Origin of the sequence: Methanoculleus thermophilus (assembly GCF_001571405.1) — an archaeon.
GTDB lineage: Archaea > Halobacteriota > Methanomicrobia > Methanomicrobiales > Methanoculleaceae > Methanoculleus > Methanoculleus thermophilus.
Genome location: NZ_BCNX01000007.1, coordinates 173,389 through 192,054 on the forward strand (window position 1 = coordinate 173,389; position 18,666 = coordinate 192,054).

The following is an 18,666-nucleotide window of genomic DNA, read 5'->3' on the forward strand; positions in this document are numbered from 1 at the left end:
AGACCCCCGGCACAACAAACCCTATCCCGGTGGGGAGCGAACACCTACAGTAGATGGGAGCGGCCGCATCAGAGAAGCGTGAGGTTCCGGGCCAGGACGGCGTGCTCAAAGAGAAGACTGCACGCCTCTCGGTCGCTTCGAATGCATTTCTTGTGACGGCGAAACTCGCCGTCGGATTTGCCATCGGCTCGATCAGTATCATATCCGAGGCAATTCACTCCGCTATCGACCTGATTGCCGCGATCATCGCCTACTTCTCGGTCCGGCAGTCTGCCCGGCCCCCCGATGAGTGCCACACCTTCGGGCACGGGAAGTACGAGAGCATATCGGGGCTCCTTGAGGCGGTCCTGATCCTCGCAGCCGCCCTCCTGATCATCAGCGAGGCGGCGGGAAACCTCCTTGGCGAGGGGGAGACGCTGGACGTCGACGGGCTCGGGCTCGGTATCGCGGTCATGCTGCTCTCGGCCGGGGTGAACCTCTACGTCTCGTCCCGGTTGATGAGAGTGGCAAAGCAGACCGAGTCGATAGCGCTCGAGAGCGATGCCTGGCACCTGCGGACCGACGTCTACACCTCCGCCGGGGTCGTGGCCGGGCTCGTCCTGATCCGGCTGACCGGTCTTGTCGTCCTCGATTCTATCGTTGCGCTCGCGGTCGCCGTCATCATCCTCCGGGCGGCCTTCGATCTTATCCGGCGCTCGTTTGAGGACCTCGTCGACCGGAGTCTTCCCCCAGATGAGGAGAGCCGGATCCGGGAGATCATCAGCAGCCACTGCACGGACGTCATCGGGTTCCACCGGCTCCGGACCCGCCGGTCGGGACCGAACCGGTTCGTGGACCTCCACCTTGTCGTCCCGAGGACCGCGACCCTCGAGGAGGCGTACGGTATCGTAAAAGAGGTGGAAGACGACGTCAAACGGGAGTTCCCCCGGACAAGCGTCACGATCCGGGTCCAGCCCTGCACCGGCGAGGACTGCCCGGCTTGCGCGATCTATACTGTGTGCGATCACGCGGTGCACCGGGACTGACCGCCGCTCTCAGAGCAGCACTGCAAGAACGAGGCAGGCCACGACCGGGACGACGAGGTTGTCGTCCACGGGGCTTGCGAGTTCCGCAAGGCCGGCGATCGCGGCGGTCAAAAGAGCGATCGGCGGCGGGACGATGAGAGAGAGCACAACCGCCGTCACCACAATTCCGGCGGATGTGCCCTCAAGGGACTTGTGGTTGTAGATCCGGGTCCGGCCGAACCGGACGCCGACAAGCGTGGTGACGCTGTCAAGGAGCGAGAGCACAACAAGTCCGGCGAAGGCAATCCCTTTTGGGAAGAATACAAGGCAGAAGAGGGCACCGATAGCAAAGAAGAGAGCTCCTCTACCCGGGACGGCATCCCGCCGCTCAAGACCCGCAAGGATCCGCGAGATGACCGGGATGGTGTAGCCACGGGAGACGGCGTCGGAGAGGATGGACCCACCAAAGAGGGCAATCATGAGGACTGCAAGGGCGAGGTCGCGGTCAAAGAGGAGGACAAAGCCCGCGATCCCGAGCCCGAAGACGAGGTGGACGACCTGCCGGAGCGACTCGTTCATCCTCTCCGGTATCGGCGTGCAGACGGTTAAACTCTCGTCTGGTCGCAACATCACCGCGAGCGGCATTCCCGTATGATGGCCCGGGCATCCTCGCGGATATTCTCAAGCGCGGCTTCTACGTTTGCGACCGTGCGAGAGTGCACTCTCCCCGGTGCCGGCCTCGACGCTTGGTATGGGAACCGGGGCTGTCGGGCGGGGGTCATGCACGTATCCTCGTCCTCCACAGACTTGAAGAACCTGCCTAGAATCACTTCGATAACGTATTATCCCGATACACTAAATTTGAACTACATCTCCCACCCGGGCGACCGTATCATGACCGCGGAACACACACCCAGACCAGAGGGTTGGAAGGCTCTTTTCGCGAACCCCTACATCATCATTCCCATCAAGTTCATCCTCCCGCTTGCCATCATTCCCGCGGTCATTGCGGCGCTCTACCTGACTGAGCCCTACGAACGATTCCTGATCATCTCCGGGCTGATCGCCGCCTACTTCGTCCCCCCGGCCGGGAAGGAGACGATCATCCCCCTCGCGATCATCGCGGGTTATCCCTGGTGGCTCATCACGGCCGTGATCTTCCTCCTCGACGTCGCCGTCTCTCTCTTTGTCGTCTGGAACTTCGATCTGGCTCTGAAGATCCCCTTCATCGGCCGGCTGATTGAGAGCGGGATGACGTTCGGCAGGAACTACACCGAGCGCCAGCCATGGCTCAGGCGGTTCTCTACGATCGGGCTCATCCTCTTTGTCTTCTTCCCGCTCCAGGGGACGGGGGCGATGAACGGGGCGATCCTCGGGCGACTGCTCGGGCTGAGCGGACGGCGGGTCTTTGGTTGCGTCTGCACGGGATCGCTTGCCTCCTGCCTCGTCTTTGCCCTCGGCGCCGACGTGCTCCTGGAGATCTACCGCGAGGATCCTACACTCGGGATCGGGATCCTGGTCGGGATCGTTGCTGCGATCGTGGCCGCGGCCGCGGGCTGGCTTATGCATAAGAGGCGGCTCCGTGAACGGCGGCCATGATGGCTGCTGTTTTCGGTGGAAACCGAAGTAATTTCGCAGTATTTATATCCTTCCAAGTCATTGCTACCATTTACGAGGCTTTTAAATGAATTCAGTGTCGTATCCTAGGATTGCCCCGTTTTTGGCGATTCTGGTTGCGATATGCGTGGGGGTTGCGATCGGCGTCGGTTTTGTGGTGCTTGACCAGCCGGTGGCGCCATCCGATCCCGCGACCGAGCATGATGCTACGGTGCTCCTTACACATCTTCAGTCCGATATCTCCACGGTGCTCGAGGCGCTCGATGGCCGCCTGAGCCACGTTGCCTTCGGGGATACTGGCCTAAGCGAGAGCACCACCCGCGGTGTCCCTGTGAACCTCAACTGGTCGGATCTTGAGATTGTCTGTGGGACGCTCCCTGATGCGGACGGGGGGATCGTTGCGGCCGATCCGGCCTTCGACATCGATGGCCAGAGTCCCGAGGATCAGGACCACGCCCTTACGTCGGAGGTGTTCCCGGAGGTGATCGTCACGACGCCGGTCTTCTCGGGAGAGGAGCCCTCCTCAGGGGCTACCCCGGTCACTTTCTCTCTGTATGATCTGCTTGACGGGATTGCCGACCCGGCGGCGAACGACACCACAACGAGGTGACGGTCCTCAGGACGACGACCGGGCTCCACGGGGTTGAGGGGAAGGGGGCAGTTGTGGGGGAGAATGGTGAATTTTAGATGGGGTGTTACAGGGTAATATCCCCGAAAACAAGAAACCTGCCGGTCGGCGACGGCACAAACGGCGTGATCTGTTGGGCCTCATACGAGCACAGCAACTGGCCAGAGAACGAAGAGAGATAACTTCCCAGACCCGGGAACTCCCTTCCCGTTCATGCAACCGCCTCCAGGAGGTTTACCGGCAGAACCCCGCGCCCGGGATCGGAACCCTAGCCGCTATCGGCGTCGTGACCGCTGCAGTCGGGCGGCGGTTGCATAAGGGGCGGCTTCAGGATCAGACCCCAGGTGGCGGTCATCGAGGCACCCGTCTTCACGGACGAAGGGCTCTTCGTCGGGTTCACCTCCATCGTCTTCCGGCCGGAAGTCCTGATCGGAGAGATCGCCGGCCCGGCGGCGGACGGCACCCCCTACCAGGTGATGGTCCTCCAGACGGACGGACGGGTGATCTACGACACCGACCCGGCCCAGATCGGGCGGATGATGTTTGAAGACCCGCTCTACACCGATCACCCGGACTTGCTCGATACGGCCCAGCGGGTCGTCAGCGAGCGCTACGGCACCGCGACATACAAGTTTGCCGCCGACGGAGGAGAGACGGTGCAGAAGGAGATCACCTGGACGACCACCGGGCTCCACGGGACGGAGTGGAGGGTGGCGGTGATCCGGGCGGTTGAATAAGAAGAAAGGACGGGTGGCCGCGTGAGAGCAGGTCTCATCTTCCTGTAATCTCACGGCCGCACCGGCACTCCTTCCGCCTCCCGGAGCAGGAAGGAGAACGCCGCCCCCTGTTCCGAGCGGCCCGGCACCCGGTCCTCGACCCAGATCCTGCCGCCGTAGCGATCGACGAGGATCTGGACAAGGTAGAGCCCGAGCCCCTCGCCCACACCACGCTGCTTCCTCTCATAGCGGTGGAAGATCACGTCTTTCTGGCTATCCGGGACCCCCCGCCCGGTGTCCGCGACCGTCACCCGGAAGAACCCCACCTCATCCGCCTCGACCCGGATGGATATCGCAACGCCCGGACCGCCGTGCTTGACGGCATTGCCGATCAGGTTCGTGAAGATCTCGGAGAGGAGATCGTCGGCGAGGACCGTAGCCGTGGTCCCCTCGTAATGAATGGGGACCTCCGGGAAGTGGGCGATCTCGGCCCTGATGACCGCATCGAGATCGGTCGGGCGAAGGAGAGGCGGGCCTGCATGGATCCGCCGGATCTTCGAGACCATCCCGAGGATCTCGATGCTCTTTGTTATGCTCCGCTTCAGGTTCACCAGATACCCGACCGCCTCCCCCTCCACGGAATCGAGGAGGAGTTCGGTGTAGAGGTTTGAGACGTTCTCGGTGTTCCTGATGTCGTGAGTCAGGATATCGAGGTAGAGGTTCGCCTCCCGGTGGGCGGACTCAAGATCCCGGTGGATCCGTGTAAGTTCAGCCGCGTGACGCTGGAGGGCCTCCTCCGTCTGCTTTCGCTCGGTGATATCACGAAAGATCCCGCTCCGGAAGTGCGGCCAGCCGTTCACATCGTCGATGACCGTGAAGTGATCCTCAAGCCAGCGATACTGGCCGTCTTTTGCCCGGAACCGGTACACAAGGAACCCTTTCGTCCTGAGAATGGACTTATAAAACTCCTCTTCAACCACCGGACGATCTTCAGGATGGACGCGGTCCATGAACGCGTCATGGTCCATCGTGGTCATCTCCCCCGGGGTAACACCGAGGATCTCCCCAACAACCGGGCTCACATAATCGTAGCGATCGGTCTGCAGGTTGAGCCGATAGACTACATCGAGCGAACTCTCGAGCACCGCACGAAACCGCTCTTCGCTCTCCCGGTGGGCCGCCTCCGCCCGCTTACGCTTCGTGATGTCGGTGAAGAATGCTGTAACCCGCCCCCGTTCGAACGAGAACGCGGTGACCTCAAACCACCGCGAGAGGGACGGGAGCGGGTACTCAAACGTCGCAGATTCACCCGTCAGCGCCACCCTCCCGTAGATCGTGATGAGATCGGTGACCTCTTCGGGAGTAAAGAACTCGGTCACCCGCCGGTGCAGGGCCGCATCACGCCCAATCCCGGTAAAGAATTCGAATGCCCTGTTGACTTCCAGGTAGACGATATCAACGGGATTGCCGGCGGTATCGGTGACTATCTCACAATGGACGTACCCGACGAATGGGTTATCGAGAATCTGCTGGTACCACCTCATATTCTCCTGCAGGGCATCTTCCGCTCGTTTCCGCTCCGAATCGTCGTAAGTATAACCCTGGATCTCAACAAGTTCGCCGTCTGCATCAAAACGCCCGACCAGGTTCTCGACGACGTGAATGTAACTGCCGTCCCGGCGCCTCCGGGCCATGCCCTCGTTCTCCACCTTTCCCTCTCTTTCGAGGCGTTCGAGGAGCCGGTCCCGGTCCTCAGGGTCGGCGTAGAGATCCCTGATATTCGTCTGCAGCGCATCCTCGATTGAGGCAAACCCGAATATCCGGAGAAACGCCGGGTTGCATGCGAGGATCCGGCCATCGACGGAGGCAAGAAAGTCGCCGGTGAGATCGTCCTCAAAGAGTCGCCGGTAACGTTCCTCGCTCCCCTGCAGGGCATCCTTCAGGGAGAGAAGTGCAGCGTTCTCTCGCCGGAGCATCTCGATCTCGGCCTGGAGTTCCGCTATACGTTCATGCTGCGGCCGCTCTCCCATGGGAGGGGTCTTTCGCCTGCCCCCCCTCACTTCGCTGGAGGATGAAGCCTGTGTTTCATTGAAACCTACCGTCATGTAAAGATCTAAGAGTTGTTTTTCTCCTGCTGTCCGTTGAAATTCGGACCGATCGTATATAACTGCGCGGGTAAGCGGGTGGATCGCCTGTACCATCCCAAAATTCCGCCGGGAATGATCACAGGCACCTCGGAGCGGTGAAGAGATATTCTCGTGCAGCCCACGTGATCTACGTGTAAGCCGGGGTGGAGAGTTACATGAGGTATGAGGAGGTCAACGGCAACATCTTCTACAACGGTGACTGCATCGCCGGGGCGAAAGAGCATATCCCCGACGACGCAATCGACCTGATCATCACGGACCCCCCCCTACGGCATCAACGGCGACCGGCTGCACCAGCACTACAACCGGGACGAGAGGTTCGTCCTCGACGGGTACATCGAGGTTCCCGCTCACCGCTACGGAGAGTTCAGCCTCGCATGGATCCGGGAGGCCGAGCGGATACTGAGGCCAGGCGGGTCGATCTACATCGTCTCGGGCTACACCAACCTCTACCACATCCTCCATGCCCTGCGCAAGACGCACCTTCGCGAGGTCAACCACATCATATGGCGCTACAACTTCGGCGTCTATACGAGCAGGAAGTACGTCTCTTCCCACTACCACATCCTCTACTACGAGAAACCCGGCGGCGAGAGGACGTTCAACCTCGAGTCCCGGTACGGGGCCTGGGAGAGGACGGCGGACGGCCGGTCGCCCAACTACCGGGACCGCGAGGACGTCTGGTGCATCAACCGAGAATACAAACCCGGGCAGACAAAGAACAAGAACGAGCTGCCGGCGGAGTTGCTCATCAAGATGCTCCAGTACAGCAGCAACGAGGGCGACCTCGTCTGCGACATGTTTCTTGGCGGGTTCTCGACTGCAAGAGCGGCCATCGGGCTCAACCGCCGGGCGACCGGGTTTGAGATATCCGGACCGATATTCGATCTCCGGGTGAGAGAGTTGAGGGGTATCAAGCCCGGATGCCTGCTGCAATCGTTAAGGACGCCACTGACAGAGAGACCAAAGAACCAGGGCAGGCCCTGGACCGACAGCGACCGGAGAGCCCTGGTCTCCAGGTTCGCGATACTGATCGAGTCCGGGAGCACAAAGAAGGCAGCCATCGAGAGACTCGGAAGAGAATTCGGCCGGGGCCGCTGGTCCATCGAGAAGATGCTAAAGCGGGAGGGGATCCTGCCTCCCCGGCAGAAAGCGCAAGGCTCCAGACCCGGATGAGAAAAGGCAATACTAAACAGTCTCAGTGCAAACCTTTCTCGATACCTGAAGAACTCACCCGGATTAAGATGACAAGAAATACACCCCTCGCACGACCGTTTCTCAAGTGGGCAGGCGGAAAGGCGCAGTTGCTCGATGCGTTCACGAAAAGAGTGCCTAAAGACCTCACAGCCGGAGCCCTCCCGGTCTTTGTCGAGCCGTTCATGGGTGGCGGGGCGGTATACTTCAATTTTAACAGCATCTTTGGGTTCAGAGAGTGCCATATATTCGATATCAACGAGGAGCTCGTCCTCGTCTACAACGTCGTAAAACGCGACGTCGAAGGACTCATCGAGTGCTTAAGCGATCTTAGCGACGCGTTCCTCTCCCGGGACGATGCCAGGCGCAAAGAGTACTACTACGCCATACGGGATACGTTCAATCGCAGAAAGAGGAGCATCAACTTCGCGCAGTACGGCGAGGGGTGGGTGGAGCGGGCTGCACAGTTTATCTTTCTCAACAAAACATGCTTCAACGGCCTATACCGGGTAAACTCGCGGGGCGAGTTCAACGTCCCGTTCGGCAGATACAAAAACCCGACGATCCTGCACGAAGATCTGCTCCGGGCCGACTCCCTCGCGCTTGAGAATACCACCATCCATCTCGGCGATTTCACGCAGTCTAGACCCTACATATCCGAAGAGACCTTCGTCTACTTCGACCCCCCGTATCGGCCCCTGAACCGGACATCCTCGTTCACGCAGTACTCGAAAGGGGGGTTTAACGACGCTGAGCAGAAGCGTCTTGCGGCGTTTTATGCAGAATGCGATGCGAAGGGCGCGAAACTCATGCTGAGCAACTCGGACCCGAAAAACATCGACCCAAATGACGGATTCTTCGATGATCTCTATAAGGACTATTATATAGACCGGGTCCCGGCGAGACGGATGATCAACTGCGACGGGGCGGGGCGGGGCAAGATCCATGAGATCATCGTTATGAACTACGATCCGCGCGATCGCTGAGAACATTTATCGCCGGGCCCCGAACACTACCCATCCCAAAACTATAAGGCCTCCGAGGACATGCAAGGCCTATGGCGTTTCGGGAGATCGACGACGAACTCTGGGAGATTATCCAGAGACACCTCCTGCCTCAGAAACCTCATATCGGCCGGCCGCGCCGGGACCCTAGATGCCTCTTCAACGGCATCCTGTACGTCCTCACCACCGGGTGCGCCTGGAGCGATGTGCCGGCGCGGTATGGTACAAAATCGACGGTTCACCGCTACCATCTCGAGCTCTGCGAACGAGGGGCGTACCAGACAATCTTCCTCGACCTCCTCCGGTCAGGCTACGAGTTCCGGAAGGGGGAGATAGATCGATGCGTGAGGGTGGAGCCCCAATCGTCCGTCTCTTAAAAATCTCCCGCCACCACCACGAAAAGGTCGCCCCGGGGTGTTGGGGGCTCCGCGGCCGTCCCGACGGCGATCCGCTCCGCCGGGTAGCCGAGGTCCTCGCAGACGGCAATCCGGATCCGGGGCGGTAGGGCGGCCGCGAGTGCCCCTACCTTGAAGGCCGGGTCGGCGATGAGAAAGACCACCCGGCCCGCAAGGACCTCTTTTTTAGCGTCGGCAACCGCACGGATGTGGTCCTTCCCGTGGGCCGAGACGATCGCCGCCCTTGTGAGCGGAAGTTTGAGCCGGGCGAAGGCAACCTGGAGCGAGGAGATCCCCGGGACGACCTCGCCGGGGAGGTAGCCGAGCCCCGCAAGCATCGGGTCTCCCGTCGAGAGGACGACCGCGTGGTCTGGGAGGGAGCGAAGGCTTCGGTAATCCGTGATCTCGTGCACCTCGCACTCCGGCGGGATGGCATCCCGCGCAAGTTCGATCGCCCGGGCCGAGCCGTAGATGAGCGAAGCGCCAGCGATGATCCTCGCCGCCTCCGCGGTCAGCATCCCCGGCCCGCAGCCCACGCCGACGATCTTCACGGCGATTCCCCGATGATCCGGCCGCTGCGGTCGACGATCACGACCCGGACGCGGGGGTAGCGGTCCCGGAAAGCCGCTAACTCCCGGCGGGCCACCTCATCCCAGAGCGAGGTCGTCGAGAGTTCCTCCACCGTCGCGCACCCGGTGCCCTCGAGAACATTCGGGTTCATGAACTTCATGATAAGGCCGGGGAGCCCGCAGATCACCGTATCACCGTCGGCCACCCGGAGCGCCTCCTCGAGTTTGCTCCCGACGAGAATCGCCTCCCGGTCGGGGAAGAGGAGTCGGGAGTAGCGCAGCCCGAGCCTCCCGGTCGTCAGCACGACCGCATTCGTGCGGGCAATCCGGTCGAGCACCCCCTCCGTCATGTGGTCGTCCCACGGCTCGACGAGCCCGGTCGTCCCGAGGATCGATATCCCGCCCTGCACCCCTATCCTCGGGTTTAAGGTCTTTTGCGCCACCTCGGCCCCCCGGGGGGCCGTGAGGATGACCGTTACCCCAGAAAGACCCGCCTGCTCAACCGCCTCACCGATCGAGCGCTTGATGCAGTCGAGCGCCGGATCGCTGATTGCCGGTGTCCCCAGCCGGTGACGGTGGGTGTTGCGGGCGAAACTCCCGATCCCCGCGCCCGGAACGAACTGGACGCCATCCGAGAGAGAGGAGACCGCGGTCGCGGTAAACTCAAGCCCCGCGGTCACGTCCGAGGGGTAGTCCCCGGAGTCCTTCCGGCACGACGCCTCTCCGCGATAGGCGTCCACCGGGAGGCTGACCGTGATACCGCAGGGAAGGGTGACCTCGACCTCGTTTACGGTATCGAGGGCAAGCGAGAGGACCGCCGCCTTGCAGGCAGCGGCCGCGGTCGTCCCGGTCGTAAACCCCCGGCGGAGGACCGATCCGGACGCCGTCAGGACCGCAAGCCCCCTCTCCACGTCAGGGAGGAGGTCGGGCGAGCGGCAGGCCGCGACCCAGGCCTCGGGGTACTCGAAATCAGTAACCGGGTCCCGCATGGCCAGCACGCTCGGCAAAGATCGTGATGATCTCATTCATCGCCGCTACCGCAACCGGCGTCCCTCCGCGGGTCCCGACGTTCGAGATCGACGGCAGATCGAACTCGCGGAGCACTTCCTTAGACTCCGCCGCGTTCACAAATCCCACCGGGGTCCCGATGATGAGCGCCGGTCGGAGCCCCTCCCGGACCATATCGCAGACGCCGAGGAGCGCAGACGGAGCGTTCCCGATGACCACGACCGAGCCCTCAAGTCGATCGCGCAGGGCAAAGAATCCCGCGGACGTCCTGGTAATCCCACGTTGTTGGGCGATATCCTCGCCGTAATCGAGGGCGCAGAGGACCTCGCTTGAATGCCCGCGTTTCAGGATGCCGGTCTGCACCATCCTGATATCGGTGATGATCGGCGCACGCATCTTGAGTGCAGCGACCCCGGCCTCGACCGGGTCGCCGGAAAAGCGCATAAGATCAGCCATCGCAAAGTCGCCGACCGCAACCGAGCACCGCTGCCGGATCCGGTCCTCGAGGGTGGCGTCACCCACCATCTCCCGGGCCAGGTTCCGGCTCGTGCTCGCTATTGCGTAGGCCTCCGGGGTGACCGCAGCAAGATCAGTATACGTATTTCCGGTGGTATCCCCGGGGCGTGATGATTCCTCTCGCATCAGTCTCACTTCTCCAGATTCTCGTCTCCTCTCCGCCGATAAAGACGATCGAGTGCATGTCCACGAAGGCAAAGTGATCGCCGAACTCGCCCAGCGTCGTTATCAACCGTTCCTCCCCCATCCGGTAGGCGTTCTTGACCACCCCGACCGGTGTAGTTGCCGGGAGGTAGCGGCGGGCGATCGCGATCGCCGCATCGAGGTTATGCTGCCTCCCCCGGGAGCGGGGGTTGTAGAGGACGACCGGAACCCGCATCTGAAACGCCAGATCGAGCCTCCGCTCGATCTCCTCCCAGGGGGTGAGGAGATCCGAGAGACTCATCGTGACGTAGTCGCCCGAGAGCGGCGACCCCAGAAGCGCCCCCGCCGAGAGCGCGGCCGTGATCCCGGGGATGACCTCGATTGCGACATTCGATCCCGACCGTTCGGCCACCTCGAGCACGATGCTCGCCATCCCGTAGACTCCGGCATCGCCGCCGCTCACCATCGCGACGACACGGTCTTTTGCAAGATCGAGGGCACGTCGCGCCCGGTCGACCTCGCGGCCCATGCCGCTCCGGATGACCTCTTTTCCAGCGAGCATCGGCTCGACGAGGTCGAGATAGAACCCGTTGCCGATGACGCAGTCGGCCTCGCCGAGGGCTTTGAGCGCCCGGGGCGTCATCTGCAGCAGGTCGCCGGGACCGGTCCCGACGATATATAGTCTTCCACTCCTATCGCGCGATTGCAACGGTAACACTCCCATAAGTCTGCTTGGCAAGCACCAGTTCCTTCCTCTTCGAGGCTGCAAGAGCCGCGGGTTCCGCAACCCCGGAAAGCCCGATCAGATCGGCTCGCGAGGGCGACGGGGCCGCCTCTGCATTCAGCGTCTCGTCGTCGAAGAAGACGAGGTTTCCCCCGAGCTCCGCGACGGCCTCAAGAAGCCCTGTCTCGTGACGCTTCTTTGCCGTCGTCGCGTAGACAAGAACCTCGCTCTCCGTGATCCCGACAGCCTCGAGAGCCCGCCGGGCGGCCTCCACCACCTCGGGCGCCCCGACGCCCTTGCGGCACCCAAGGCCGACGACGTACTCCCCCTTCCGGACGAGGAGGGCGACCCCCGGACCCGCGACGACGATCCCGGTCCCGGTCACCGTATAGAGAGGGACGTCGCCGTCCAGGATCGCGGCGTTCACCGCCCGGGTGGAGGAGCGGTTCACGACGTCGCACCCCGTGCGAGTGGCTATCCCCTCGACAGACTCGCGGCCGCATGCCTCGGTCGCGGTCGTGATCACCGGCGTGACCCCGAGAGCGGCAAGTTCCCGGGCAAGATCGTTTGCGCCGTGGTGCCCCCCGACGACCGGGACGGCGTAGCGGAGGTCGGGGCCGACCACCACCACCGCGGGGTCCCGCCACTTGTCGGAAAGGAGCGGTGCGATCCCCCGGACGGCTATTCCGGCCGACATCAGGGCGACGATCCGATCGTAGGCAGAAAATGCCGTCCGGAAGACTTCCGGACCGTAGGGCAGAAGATCTGCGCCGAGCGCATCGGCAAGCCGGCGGGCTTTGGGGAGGAACCGCTCGAGGGCGATCACCACAGTCCCGGTCATGAGTAGAGGACCGACCTCCCGTAGCCCGAGGCCGCCCCAACGACCGCCTTCCCGATGATGATCAGCGCCGTCCGCTCGATCCCGGCCTCCCGGGCCTTTGCAGCGATATCAGCCACCGTCCCCCGGATGACCTTCTGGTCGGGCCAGGATGCGTGGTAGACAACAGCCGCCGGGGTCTCCGGCGGGCACTCCACCCGGGCGAGGACCTCCTCCATCCGCTCGGTCCCGAGGAAGACCACCATCGTCTGCTCAAGCCGGGATAACTCCGGGATCAAGTCCTCTTCAAGCGTCGCCCCCGCCGGGCGGGTGACGACCAGCCCCTCGGAGACGCCGCGGAGGGTGAGTTGAGTCTTTAGGGCCGCTGCGGCCGCAAAGAGCGACGAGACCCCGGGGACGATCTCGGCCTCGATCCCGCGCCGTTCAAGCTCCGCCATCTGCTCGACGATCGCACCGTAGAGAGACGGATCGCCGGAGTGGAGCCGGACGACGAGTCTTCCCGCCCGGACGTGCTCCTCGATCGCATCCACGATCTCGGGTAGACTCATCCCCCAGCTGTCGAGTTTCACCTTCGCGCCGGACTCTGCAACCAGGGCCGGGTTCACGAGCGAGCCCGCGTAGATGAGGACGTCCGCCCGCCGGAGGAGGTCCATGCCGCGGACGGTGATGAGATCGGGCGCCCCCGGCCCCGCACCCACGATGTAGAACTTATGCATGCGACCGCCTCGCAAAGAGGATTGAGAAGTAGTCGCTCGTCTCGGGGAGTTCGTCCCCCCGGTAGACCCGCTGCTCTGGCAAAAACATCCGCTCGACGAGGACGAACTCCGAGTATCCCTCCTTTGAGAGGGAGGCCGCGAGCGCCGCGGGCCGTCTGACCTTCATGAAGATCCGGGACTCCGGTTCGCTCCCGTCCGAGACGAGGAACCCGCTGTTCACCGGGACGTTCGCGACGGAGGCAAACGCGGTGATGGAGCTGATCCCGGGCTCGGTCGCAAACGTGATCTCGGGGTAGCGGGATGCGATCACCTCACAGAGCCGGGAGAAGGTCGAGTAGAAGTTCGGGTCCCCGATGATCCCAAAGACCGCGAGACCGTCCTTTGCATACGGCGCGATCCGGGCGGCGTTCGCCTCAAGGCACTCCCGTATGTAGGCCTCATCGCTCGTCATCGGGAAGTCGAGGACAACGGCCTCGGGACGGTAAGGACGAACCAGTTCGTAGGCGAGGTTGCCGGGGACAAAGACCGCCGATGCTTCACGTAAAAGTCGGACCGCCCGGAGCGTCAGGAGCTCCGGGTCGCCGGGCCCGAGCCCCACGCCTACGAGCATCCGACACCTCCGACGATGATATAGACAGGATTTATGGGTTTAAACATCACCCCGCCGGCGATCCCGGCGGACCTGGAGACCTGGAGGTGAACGGCCTCTGAAAAGATCCCGAGACGCTGCATGCTCTCGATCGCCGATTGAAGCGTCCCGACCATCACCGCGTTCACGACGATCCTCCCCCTCACCTTCCCGGCAAGGAGGTTGAGGACCTCGGGCAGGCGGCGGGAGCCGCCGACGAAGGCGGCGTCGATCCGGTCGATCTTCGGGATGATCTCCACCGCGTCACCCTCGAAAAACTCGATATTCTCGGCGCCGGCGGCGGCGGCCTCGGCCCGGGCATACGCGATAGCCTCCGGCCGCCGATCAATTGCATAGACGCGTTCAGCCACGGCCGATGCGGCGATCGCGACCTTGCCTGTTCCGCACCCGACATCGACCACCCGGTCGCCCGGACGTAACCCGAGTTTTGCAAGCGAGACGGCCATGACTTCATCCTGCGTGGGTCCACCCTTCAGCCCCATAGCATCCCCGTTTCCCAGATGAATTTGTGTTAACTCATATTAAATAGACCAGTGGAGCACCCGTGTCCGGAGAGCACTGGAGGACCGACCATCGATCCAGCAACGGAAGCGAGGATTTCAATGCTGCAACTCACGCAAGGTGCATAAAGGTTTTTGCGGGACAGACGATAATATGAGTACAATGCTCAGGATAAACCGAGACAAGTGTGGATACTGCGGCACCTGCGTCGCAGTCTGCCCCGAGGATGCGCTCGAACTGATCGACGCGTACCTCAGCCTTGAGCGGGAATGCATCTCCTGTGGCACCTGCGCACGGGCATGCCCGCTTGGAGCACTGGAGGTAGTCCATGAAGAGTAAATACGACATCCTCGTCATCGGGGGCGGACCCGCAGGCGCGCTCGCGGCAAAGACCGCCGCCGAGGCAGGAAACTCGGTCTGCCTCATCGAGAAACGCCCTGCCATCGGCACACCGGTCCGGTGCGCGGAGGGAATCGGCAAAGAGCTCCTAAAAGAGTTCGTCAAACCCGATCCGCGCTGGATCTCCGCAGATATCGAGCGGGCCCGGCTCATCGCGCCGAACGGCACCACCATCGCCCTCGAACAGGACAGGGCAGGAAACGAGGTCGGCTACGTCCTCGACCGGAAAGTCTTTGACCGGGAACTCGTCTGGCAGGCTGCCGAGGCCGGGGCGGATGTGGCCGTCAAGACCCGGGCGACAGCGCCGATCATGGAGAACGGAGCCGTCCGGGGTGCGAACGTGATCTCGATCGGAAGGCCGGCAGAGATCCGGGCCGAGGTTGTCATCGCCGCCGACGGCACCGAGGCGCAGTTCGCCCGCCGGGCCGGGCTCGATACGGTCGTCCCCCTCCGGGAGATGATGAGCTGCGCTCAGTACCTGATGACGGATATCGATATCGACGCAGGATCCACCGACTTCTACCTGGGCAACGAGGTCGCGCCCGAAGGCTACCTCTGGGTCTTCCCGAAGGGCGAGCGGACCGCAAACGTCGGGATCGGCATCTCCGGCCGCAAGAGCCGCGACGGGTCCCGGGCAAAAGACTACCTCGACCGGTTTATCGCGAAGAACTTCCCAAACGGAAAGACGATTGAGGCGATCGTGGGCGGGGTTCCGGTCTGCCGGCCGCTCGCCTGCACGGTTGCCGACGGCCTCATCGTTGCCGGCGACGCAGCACGGGTCGTCGATCCCATCACCGGCGGCGGGATCGGGAACGCCATGTACACCGGAAGGCTCGCCGGTGAGGTGGCCACGGAGTGCATCGAGGCGGGCAACTGCTCGAAAGATGCGCTGATGCGCTACGACAGAGAGTGGCGTGCATCGAAGATGGGCGCGACCATCGAGCGGAATTACAAGGTCAAGGAGTACTTCGTCACCCTCGACGATGCGAAACTCAACACCCTCGCCGACTCGATCGCCAATATCAGCCTCAAGGAGTTCTCGGTCTCGGCGCTCATCAAGGAACTGATCAAGCGCAACCCGAAGATGCTCTTCGAGCTTAAAGCGCTTAAAGACGCTCTAGCCTGACCGTTTCAACTGTCGGGTGAGCGTCTTTATCGTATCACCTTCCGCCTCCTTTTTTGTAAAGACCGTTATGACGTCCCCGGGCCGAATACGGACGGCACCGCTCGGGATGATGAGATCGCCCCCTGCGCGCCGGATGGCGATGAAGACGAAGTCGCGGACCTCGAGTTCGCGGATCTCGTGGTCGACGATCGGCGCACCTTCCTCGGCAACGATCTCGAAGATGGTTCCTCCGGGGATCGAGGCGACCTGCTGGAGGTTAGGGCTTTTTGCCCAGTAATAGAGCCGGGTCGCCACCAGTTCGTCGGGATTTTCACTGATCTTCACACCGACCTCGTTGAAGAGGTCCGAGTGCTCTCTCTGGTTGACGATCGAGACGACGTTTCGGACGTTGTAACGCTTGGCGAGCCAGCAGGTCATCAGGTTCACGGCATCGTCGCTCGTGGTGGCCACCAGGGCGTCGGCCCGATCGATCCCGGCATCTTCGAGCACCGATTTGTCGGTCGCATTTCCGGTGATGGCGAGGACATCGTAGTGCTCCAGGATGTCGCTTGCACGCTCCTCGTCCTGATCGATCACCACCACAGAATCACCGGCGTTCACGGCGATCGCGGTCAAATTTCGGCCGATTCCGCCCAGGCCAACGATGATGGTGTACATCCATCTGGATTCGACCGTTGCCCTTGAAATATCTTGCGAATGAAACAGGAAGGTATGATCTGCGGGGTGGATGAAGCGGGGAAGGGTTCAGTCCTCGGCCCCATGGTTGTTGCCGCCGTCGGGTGCCGGGAGATTGAGGATATTGCCGCCCTCCCCGTCCGCGACTCAAAGGCCCTCCGACCGAAGCAGCGTGAGGAACTCTATGAGATCCTCCTTCGCGACTTCGCGATCTCGATCGTCACGCTTGACGCCGCCGGGATCGACGAGGCACGGACCAGAATGAGTATGAACGAGTGTGTGGCCGAACTCCACGCCGAGGCGCTCATGGGGCTCCGGCCGGAATCGGCCTATGTAGACGCATGCGACGTAAACGCCGAGCGTTACGGTCGAGCAGTCGCGGCCCGCCTGGACTACCCCTGCGAGATCATCGCCGAACACCGGGCCGACGCCCGCTATAAGATCGTCGGTGCAGCAAGCATCGTCGCAAAGGTCACCCGGGACCGGGCGATCGGGGAACTTGCGAAACAGTATGGAAAGATCGGGAGCGGCTACCCCTCGGACCCGACGACCATCGAGTTCCTCCGCAATTACATCAAGGAGTACGGGAATCCGCCGCCCTGCGCCCGCAGGAGCTGGAAGACGGTGGCGATCCTTTCTCAGAGAACGTTGCTGGATTATCAGTAACCCGGAAGTATTTATGCTTCGTGCGCGCCAACCGTGAGTGATGAACTGGCTCCAGATACTCCTCCTTCTCACCCTGGCGTATCTTCTAATTGCCTATTATATCCGCGAGAGGGGGCTGTTTCGCGATCATATCACCTTCTTCGGCCCCATCATGGGGATCAAGACCAACAGGGTCGGGTTCTTTGACTGGTTTAGAAAGATAGGACCCGTGCTCCGGGCCTACGCGACGCTCGGGGTCGTGATGGTCGTTGTGGTCTCGGTCGTCATGACACTCACCCTGGTTCTTGCGGTCTCGCAGCTTATGGTGCAGACTCCGGAACCGACCGGGATCTATGATCCAAGAAATATCCTCGCCATACCGGGGGTCAATGAGGCGATCCCGATCACCGCGGCCGTCATCATCGGTCTCCTGTTCACGATGGTGATCCACGAGTTCGGCCACGCAATCCTCGCCCGAGTCGAGGATATGCGTGTCCGGAGCATGGGCCTCCTCGTCGCCGTCGTCCCGATAGGGGCGTTCGTCGAGCCCGATGAAGAGGATGTGGATGCGGCGAAAGGGATGCCGAAGATCCGGATGTTCGGCGCCGGGATCACGAACAACATCGTCATAGGGCTTGCATGCTTTGCGGCGATGTTCCTCCTCGTAGGGATGGCGACGCCGCTCCCCGTCCCGCTCGTCCAGGGGGTCTACCAGGGCTTCCCGGCAGCCGAGGCGGGCCTCCCCGGCTACTCGGTCATCACGAGCATAAACGGCATCCCCGTGACAACCCAGGAAGATGTCGCGGCAATCATGGACGGAACACGGCCCGGGGAGACGGTCACCCTGACGGCCGAAAAGGACGGGGTCGAGAGCACGTATACGCTCACGCTCGCCGAATGGCCGGAGGTGCTCGATGGCGAACGGGACTCCGGGTTTATGGGAGTCTACTACTACAGCGCCCCGGCGGTGAAGGATCGGATAGGGAGCATCGCGGATCTCGGGCTGCTTGCACCGATCTACCTCACAGTTGTCCCTATCGACGCCTTCATCCAGGGCAACACCCTGCAACTTGGTGTCCTGCTCTCAAGCACCCCCGAGCAGATGGCCTGGGAGGAGCCGTTCCCCTTCTTCTGGGGCCTGGTCCACCTCACCTTCTGGACAGGGTGGTTCAACCTGCTGGTCGGGATGTTCAACGCCATCCCGATCATCCCGCTCGACGGCGGCTACATGATGAAAGAGGGGGTTGAGCGATTCTTCGAACGCCGGGGCTGGTCGCAGTACTCCCAGAGGGTCGTCGCCTCGATCAGCGGGTTCGTGACGGTGCTGCTGATCCTCCTCATCACGATGCCGATGATCGTCGCGGCGCTGCGGTTTGTGATGACGATTGGGTGAGACGCCGAGACACCCGCATTTTTTTACGGTCCAGGCCCGGGCCGGAGGACCAGTTATC

The 18,666-nt window shown here is 62.2% G+C and carries 22 protein-coding genes; 11 read left to right on the forward strand and 11 right to left on the reverse strand.

Features of this window, described 5'->3' with window-relative positions:
- The first annotated feature begins 53 nt into the window (after positions 1–53).
- Positions 54–1,025 (forward strand): cation diffusion facilitator family transporter, encoded by a 972-nt coding sequence (locus tag MCUTH_RS06720; RefSeq protein ID WP_066957381.1) that lies wholly within the window; start codon positions 54–56, stop codon positions 1,023–1,025.
- A 9-nt stretch (positions 1,026–1,034) separates the two neighbouring features.
- Here the strand turns inward: MCUTH_RS06720 and MCUTH_RS06725 are convergent, their stop codons facing one another.
- On the reverse strand, positions 1,035–1,634 hold the full coding sequence (locus tag MCUTH_RS06725; protein WP_161937581.1) for a diacylglycerol/polyprenol kinase family protein: 600 nt from the start codon (positions 1,632–1,634) through the stop codon (positions 1,035–1,037).
- Between the two features lie 264 nt (positions 1,635–1,898).
- On the opposite strand from MCUTH_RS06725, the gene MCUTH_RS06730 reads away from it, so the two are divergent.
- From MCUTH_RS06730 to MCUTH_RS06740, 3 genes are all read left to right on the forward strand, one after another.
- Positions 1,899–2,603, forward strand: a complete 705-nt coding sequence (locus MCUTH_RS06730; RefSeq protein WP_066957737.1) for a small multi-drug export protein — start codon at positions 1,899–1,901, stop codon at positions 2,601–2,603.
- Between the two features lie 121 nt (positions 2,604–2,724).
- Positions 2,725–3,231, forward strand: coding sequence for a hypothetical protein (locus tag MCUTH_RS06735; protein WP_150468715.1), 507 nt, complete (start codon positions 2,725–2,727; stop codon positions 3,229–3,231).
- Between the two features lie 362 nt (positions 3,232–3,593).
- Positions 3,594–3,986: a cache domain-containing protein gene (locus MCUTH_RS06740; RefSeq protein WP_066957392.1), complete on the forward strand. Its 393-nt coding sequence runs from the start codon at positions 3,594–3,596 to the stop codon at positions 3,984–3,986.
- Positions 3,987–4,036: 50 nt separating this feature from the next.
- Here the strand turns inward: MCUTH_RS06740 and MCUTH_RS06745 are convergent, their stop codons facing one another.
- Positions 4,037–5,995, reverse strand: a complete 1,959-nt coding sequence (locus MCUTH_RS06745; RefSeq protein WP_066957394.1) for a PAS domain S-box protein — start codon at positions 5,993–5,995, stop codon at positions 4,037–4,039.
- Between the two features lie 405 nt (positions 5,996–6,400).
- Between MCUTH_RS06745 and MCUTH_RS06750 the strand changes: the two genes are divergently transcribed.
- The 3 genes from MCUTH_RS06750 (at position 6,401) to MCUTH_RS06760 (ending at position 8,687) form a co-directional block, all read left to right on the forward strand.
- On the forward strand, positions 6,401–7,288 hold the full coding sequence (locus tag MCUTH_RS06750; protein WP_236707441.1) for a DNA-methyltransferase: 888 nt from the start codon (positions 6,401–6,403) through the stop codon (positions 7,286–7,288).
- Positions 7,289–7,356: 68 nt separating this feature from the next.
- On the forward strand, positions 7,357–8,292 hold the full coding sequence (locus MCUTH_RS06755) for a DNA adenine methylase (RefSeq protein ID WP_066957739.1): 936 nt from the start codon (positions 7,357–7,359) through the stop codon (positions 8,290–8,292).
- A 71-nt stretch (positions 8,293–8,363) separates the two neighbouring features.
- The gene (locus MCUTH_RS06760; RefSeq protein ID WP_066957396.1) at positions 8,364–8,687 is read left to right on the forward strand and encodes a transposase; all 324 of its coding nucleotides are present in this window, start codon (positions 8,364–8,366) and stop codon (positions 8,685–8,687) included.
- On the opposite strand, the gene MCUTH_RS06765 is transcribed toward MCUTH_RS06760, so the two are convergent.
- The 8 genes from MCUTH_RS06765 to cbiT are packed head-to-tail and all read right to left on the reverse strand — an operon-like array spanning position 8,684 to position 14,351.
- Positions 8,684–9,256, reverse strand: coding sequence for a cobalt-precorrin-7 (C(5))-methyltransferase (locus MCUTH_RS06765; protein WP_066957398.1), 573 nt, complete (start codon positions 9,254–9,256; stop codon positions 8,684–8,686). The genes MCUTH_RS06760 and MCUTH_RS06765 overlap by 4 nt on opposite strands.
- The gene (locus tag MCUTH_RS06770) at positions 9,253–10,263 is read right to left on the reverse strand and encodes a cobalt-precorrin-5B (C(1))-methyltransferase (RefSeq protein WP_066957400.1); all 1,011 of its coding nucleotides are present in this window, start codon (positions 10,261–10,263) and stop codon (positions 9,253–9,255) included. The genes MCUTH_RS06765 and MCUTH_RS06770 overlap by 4 nt, the downstream gene beginning before the upstream one ends.
- Positions 10,244–10,924, reverse strand: coding sequence for a precorrin-8X methylmutase (locus tag MCUTH_RS06775; protein ID WP_066957403.1), 681 nt, complete (start codon positions 10,922–10,924; stop codon positions 10,244–10,246). Before MCUTH_RS06775 ends, MCUTH_RS06770 begins: the two co-directional genes overlap by 20 nt.
- On the reverse strand, positions 10,872–11,666 hold the full coding sequence (gene cobJ / locus MCUTH_RS06780) for a precorrin-3B C(17)-methyltransferase (protein ID WP_066957405.1): 795 nt from the start codon (positions 11,664–11,666) through the stop codon (positions 10,872–10,874). Before cobJ ends, MCUTH_RS06775 begins: the two co-directional genes overlap by 53 nt.
- Positions 11,635–12,507, reverse strand: a complete 873-nt coding sequence (cbiG, locus tag MCUTH_RS06785) for a cobalt-precorrin 5A hydrolase (RefSeq protein WP_066957407.1) — start codon at positions 12,505–12,507, stop codon at positions 11,635–11,637. The genes cobJ and cbiG overlap by 32 nt, the downstream gene beginning before the upstream one ends.
- On the reverse strand, positions 12,504–13,220 hold the full coding sequence (locus tag MCUTH_RS06790) for a cobalt-precorrin-4/precorrin-4 C(11)-methyltransferase (protein WP_066957410.1): 717 nt from the start codon (positions 13,218–13,220) through the stop codon (positions 12,504–12,506). The genes cbiG and MCUTH_RS06790 overlap by 4 nt, the downstream gene beginning before the upstream one ends.
- Positions 13,213–13,830, reverse strand: coding sequence for a cobalt-factor II C(20)-methyltransferase (locus tag MCUTH_RS06795; protein ID WP_066957412.1), 618 nt, complete (start codon positions 13,828–13,830; stop codon positions 13,213–13,215). The genes MCUTH_RS06790 and MCUTH_RS06795 overlap by 8 nt, the downstream gene beginning before the upstream one ends.
- Positions 13,821–14,351 (reverse strand): precorrin-6Y C5,15-methyltransferase (decarboxylating) subunit CbiT, encoded by a 531-nt coding sequence (cbiT, locus tag MCUTH_RS06800; RefSeq protein WP_066957414.1) that lies wholly within the window; start codon positions 14,349–14,351, stop codon positions 13,821–13,823. Before cbiT ends, MCUTH_RS06795 begins: the two co-directional genes overlap by 10 nt.
- 181 nt (positions 14,352–14,532) lie before the next feature.
- On the opposite strand from cbiT, the gene MCUTH_RS06805 reads away from it, so the two are divergent.
- Positions 14,533–14,709, forward strand: coding sequence for a 4Fe-4S binding protein (locus MCUTH_RS06805; protein WP_066957416.1), 177 nt, complete (start codon positions 14,533–14,535; stop codon positions 14,707–14,709).
- Entirely contained in the window at positions 14,699–15,895 is a 1,197-nt protein-coding gene (locus MCUTH_RS06810) for an NAD(P)/FAD-dependent oxidoreductase (RefSeq protein ID WP_066957418.1), read from the forward strand. The genes MCUTH_RS06805 and MCUTH_RS06810 overlap by 11 nt, the downstream gene beginning before the upstream one ends.
- On the opposite strand, the gene MCUTH_RS06815 is transcribed toward MCUTH_RS06810, so the two are convergent.
- Positions 15,887–16,552, reverse strand: a complete 666-nt coding sequence (locus MCUTH_RS06815; RefSeq protein WP_066957419.1) for a potassium channel family protein — start codon at positions 16,550–16,552, stop codon at positions 15,887–15,889. The two genes, MCUTH_RS06810 and MCUTH_RS06815, sit on opposite strands and share 9 nt — an antisense overlap.
- 39 nt (positions 16,553–16,591) lie before the next feature.
- Between MCUTH_RS06815 and rnhB the strand changes: the two genes are divergently transcribed.
- Both rnhB and MCUTH_RS06825 read left to right on the forward strand, forming a co-directional pair.
- Positions 16,592–17,236 (forward strand): ribonuclease HII, encoded by a 645-nt coding sequence (gene rnhB, locus MCUTH_RS06820; RefSeq protein ID WP_224732767.1) that lies wholly within the window; start codon positions 16,592–16,594, stop codon positions 17,234–17,236.
- A 40-nt stretch (positions 17,237–17,276) separates the two neighbouring features.
- Positions 17,277–18,608, forward strand: a complete 1,332-nt coding sequence (locus MCUTH_RS06825) for a site-2 protease family protein (protein WP_066957421.1) — start codon at positions 17,277–17,279, stop codon at positions 18,606–18,608.
- The last annotated feature ends 58 nt before the right edge of the window (positions 18,609–18,666 follow it).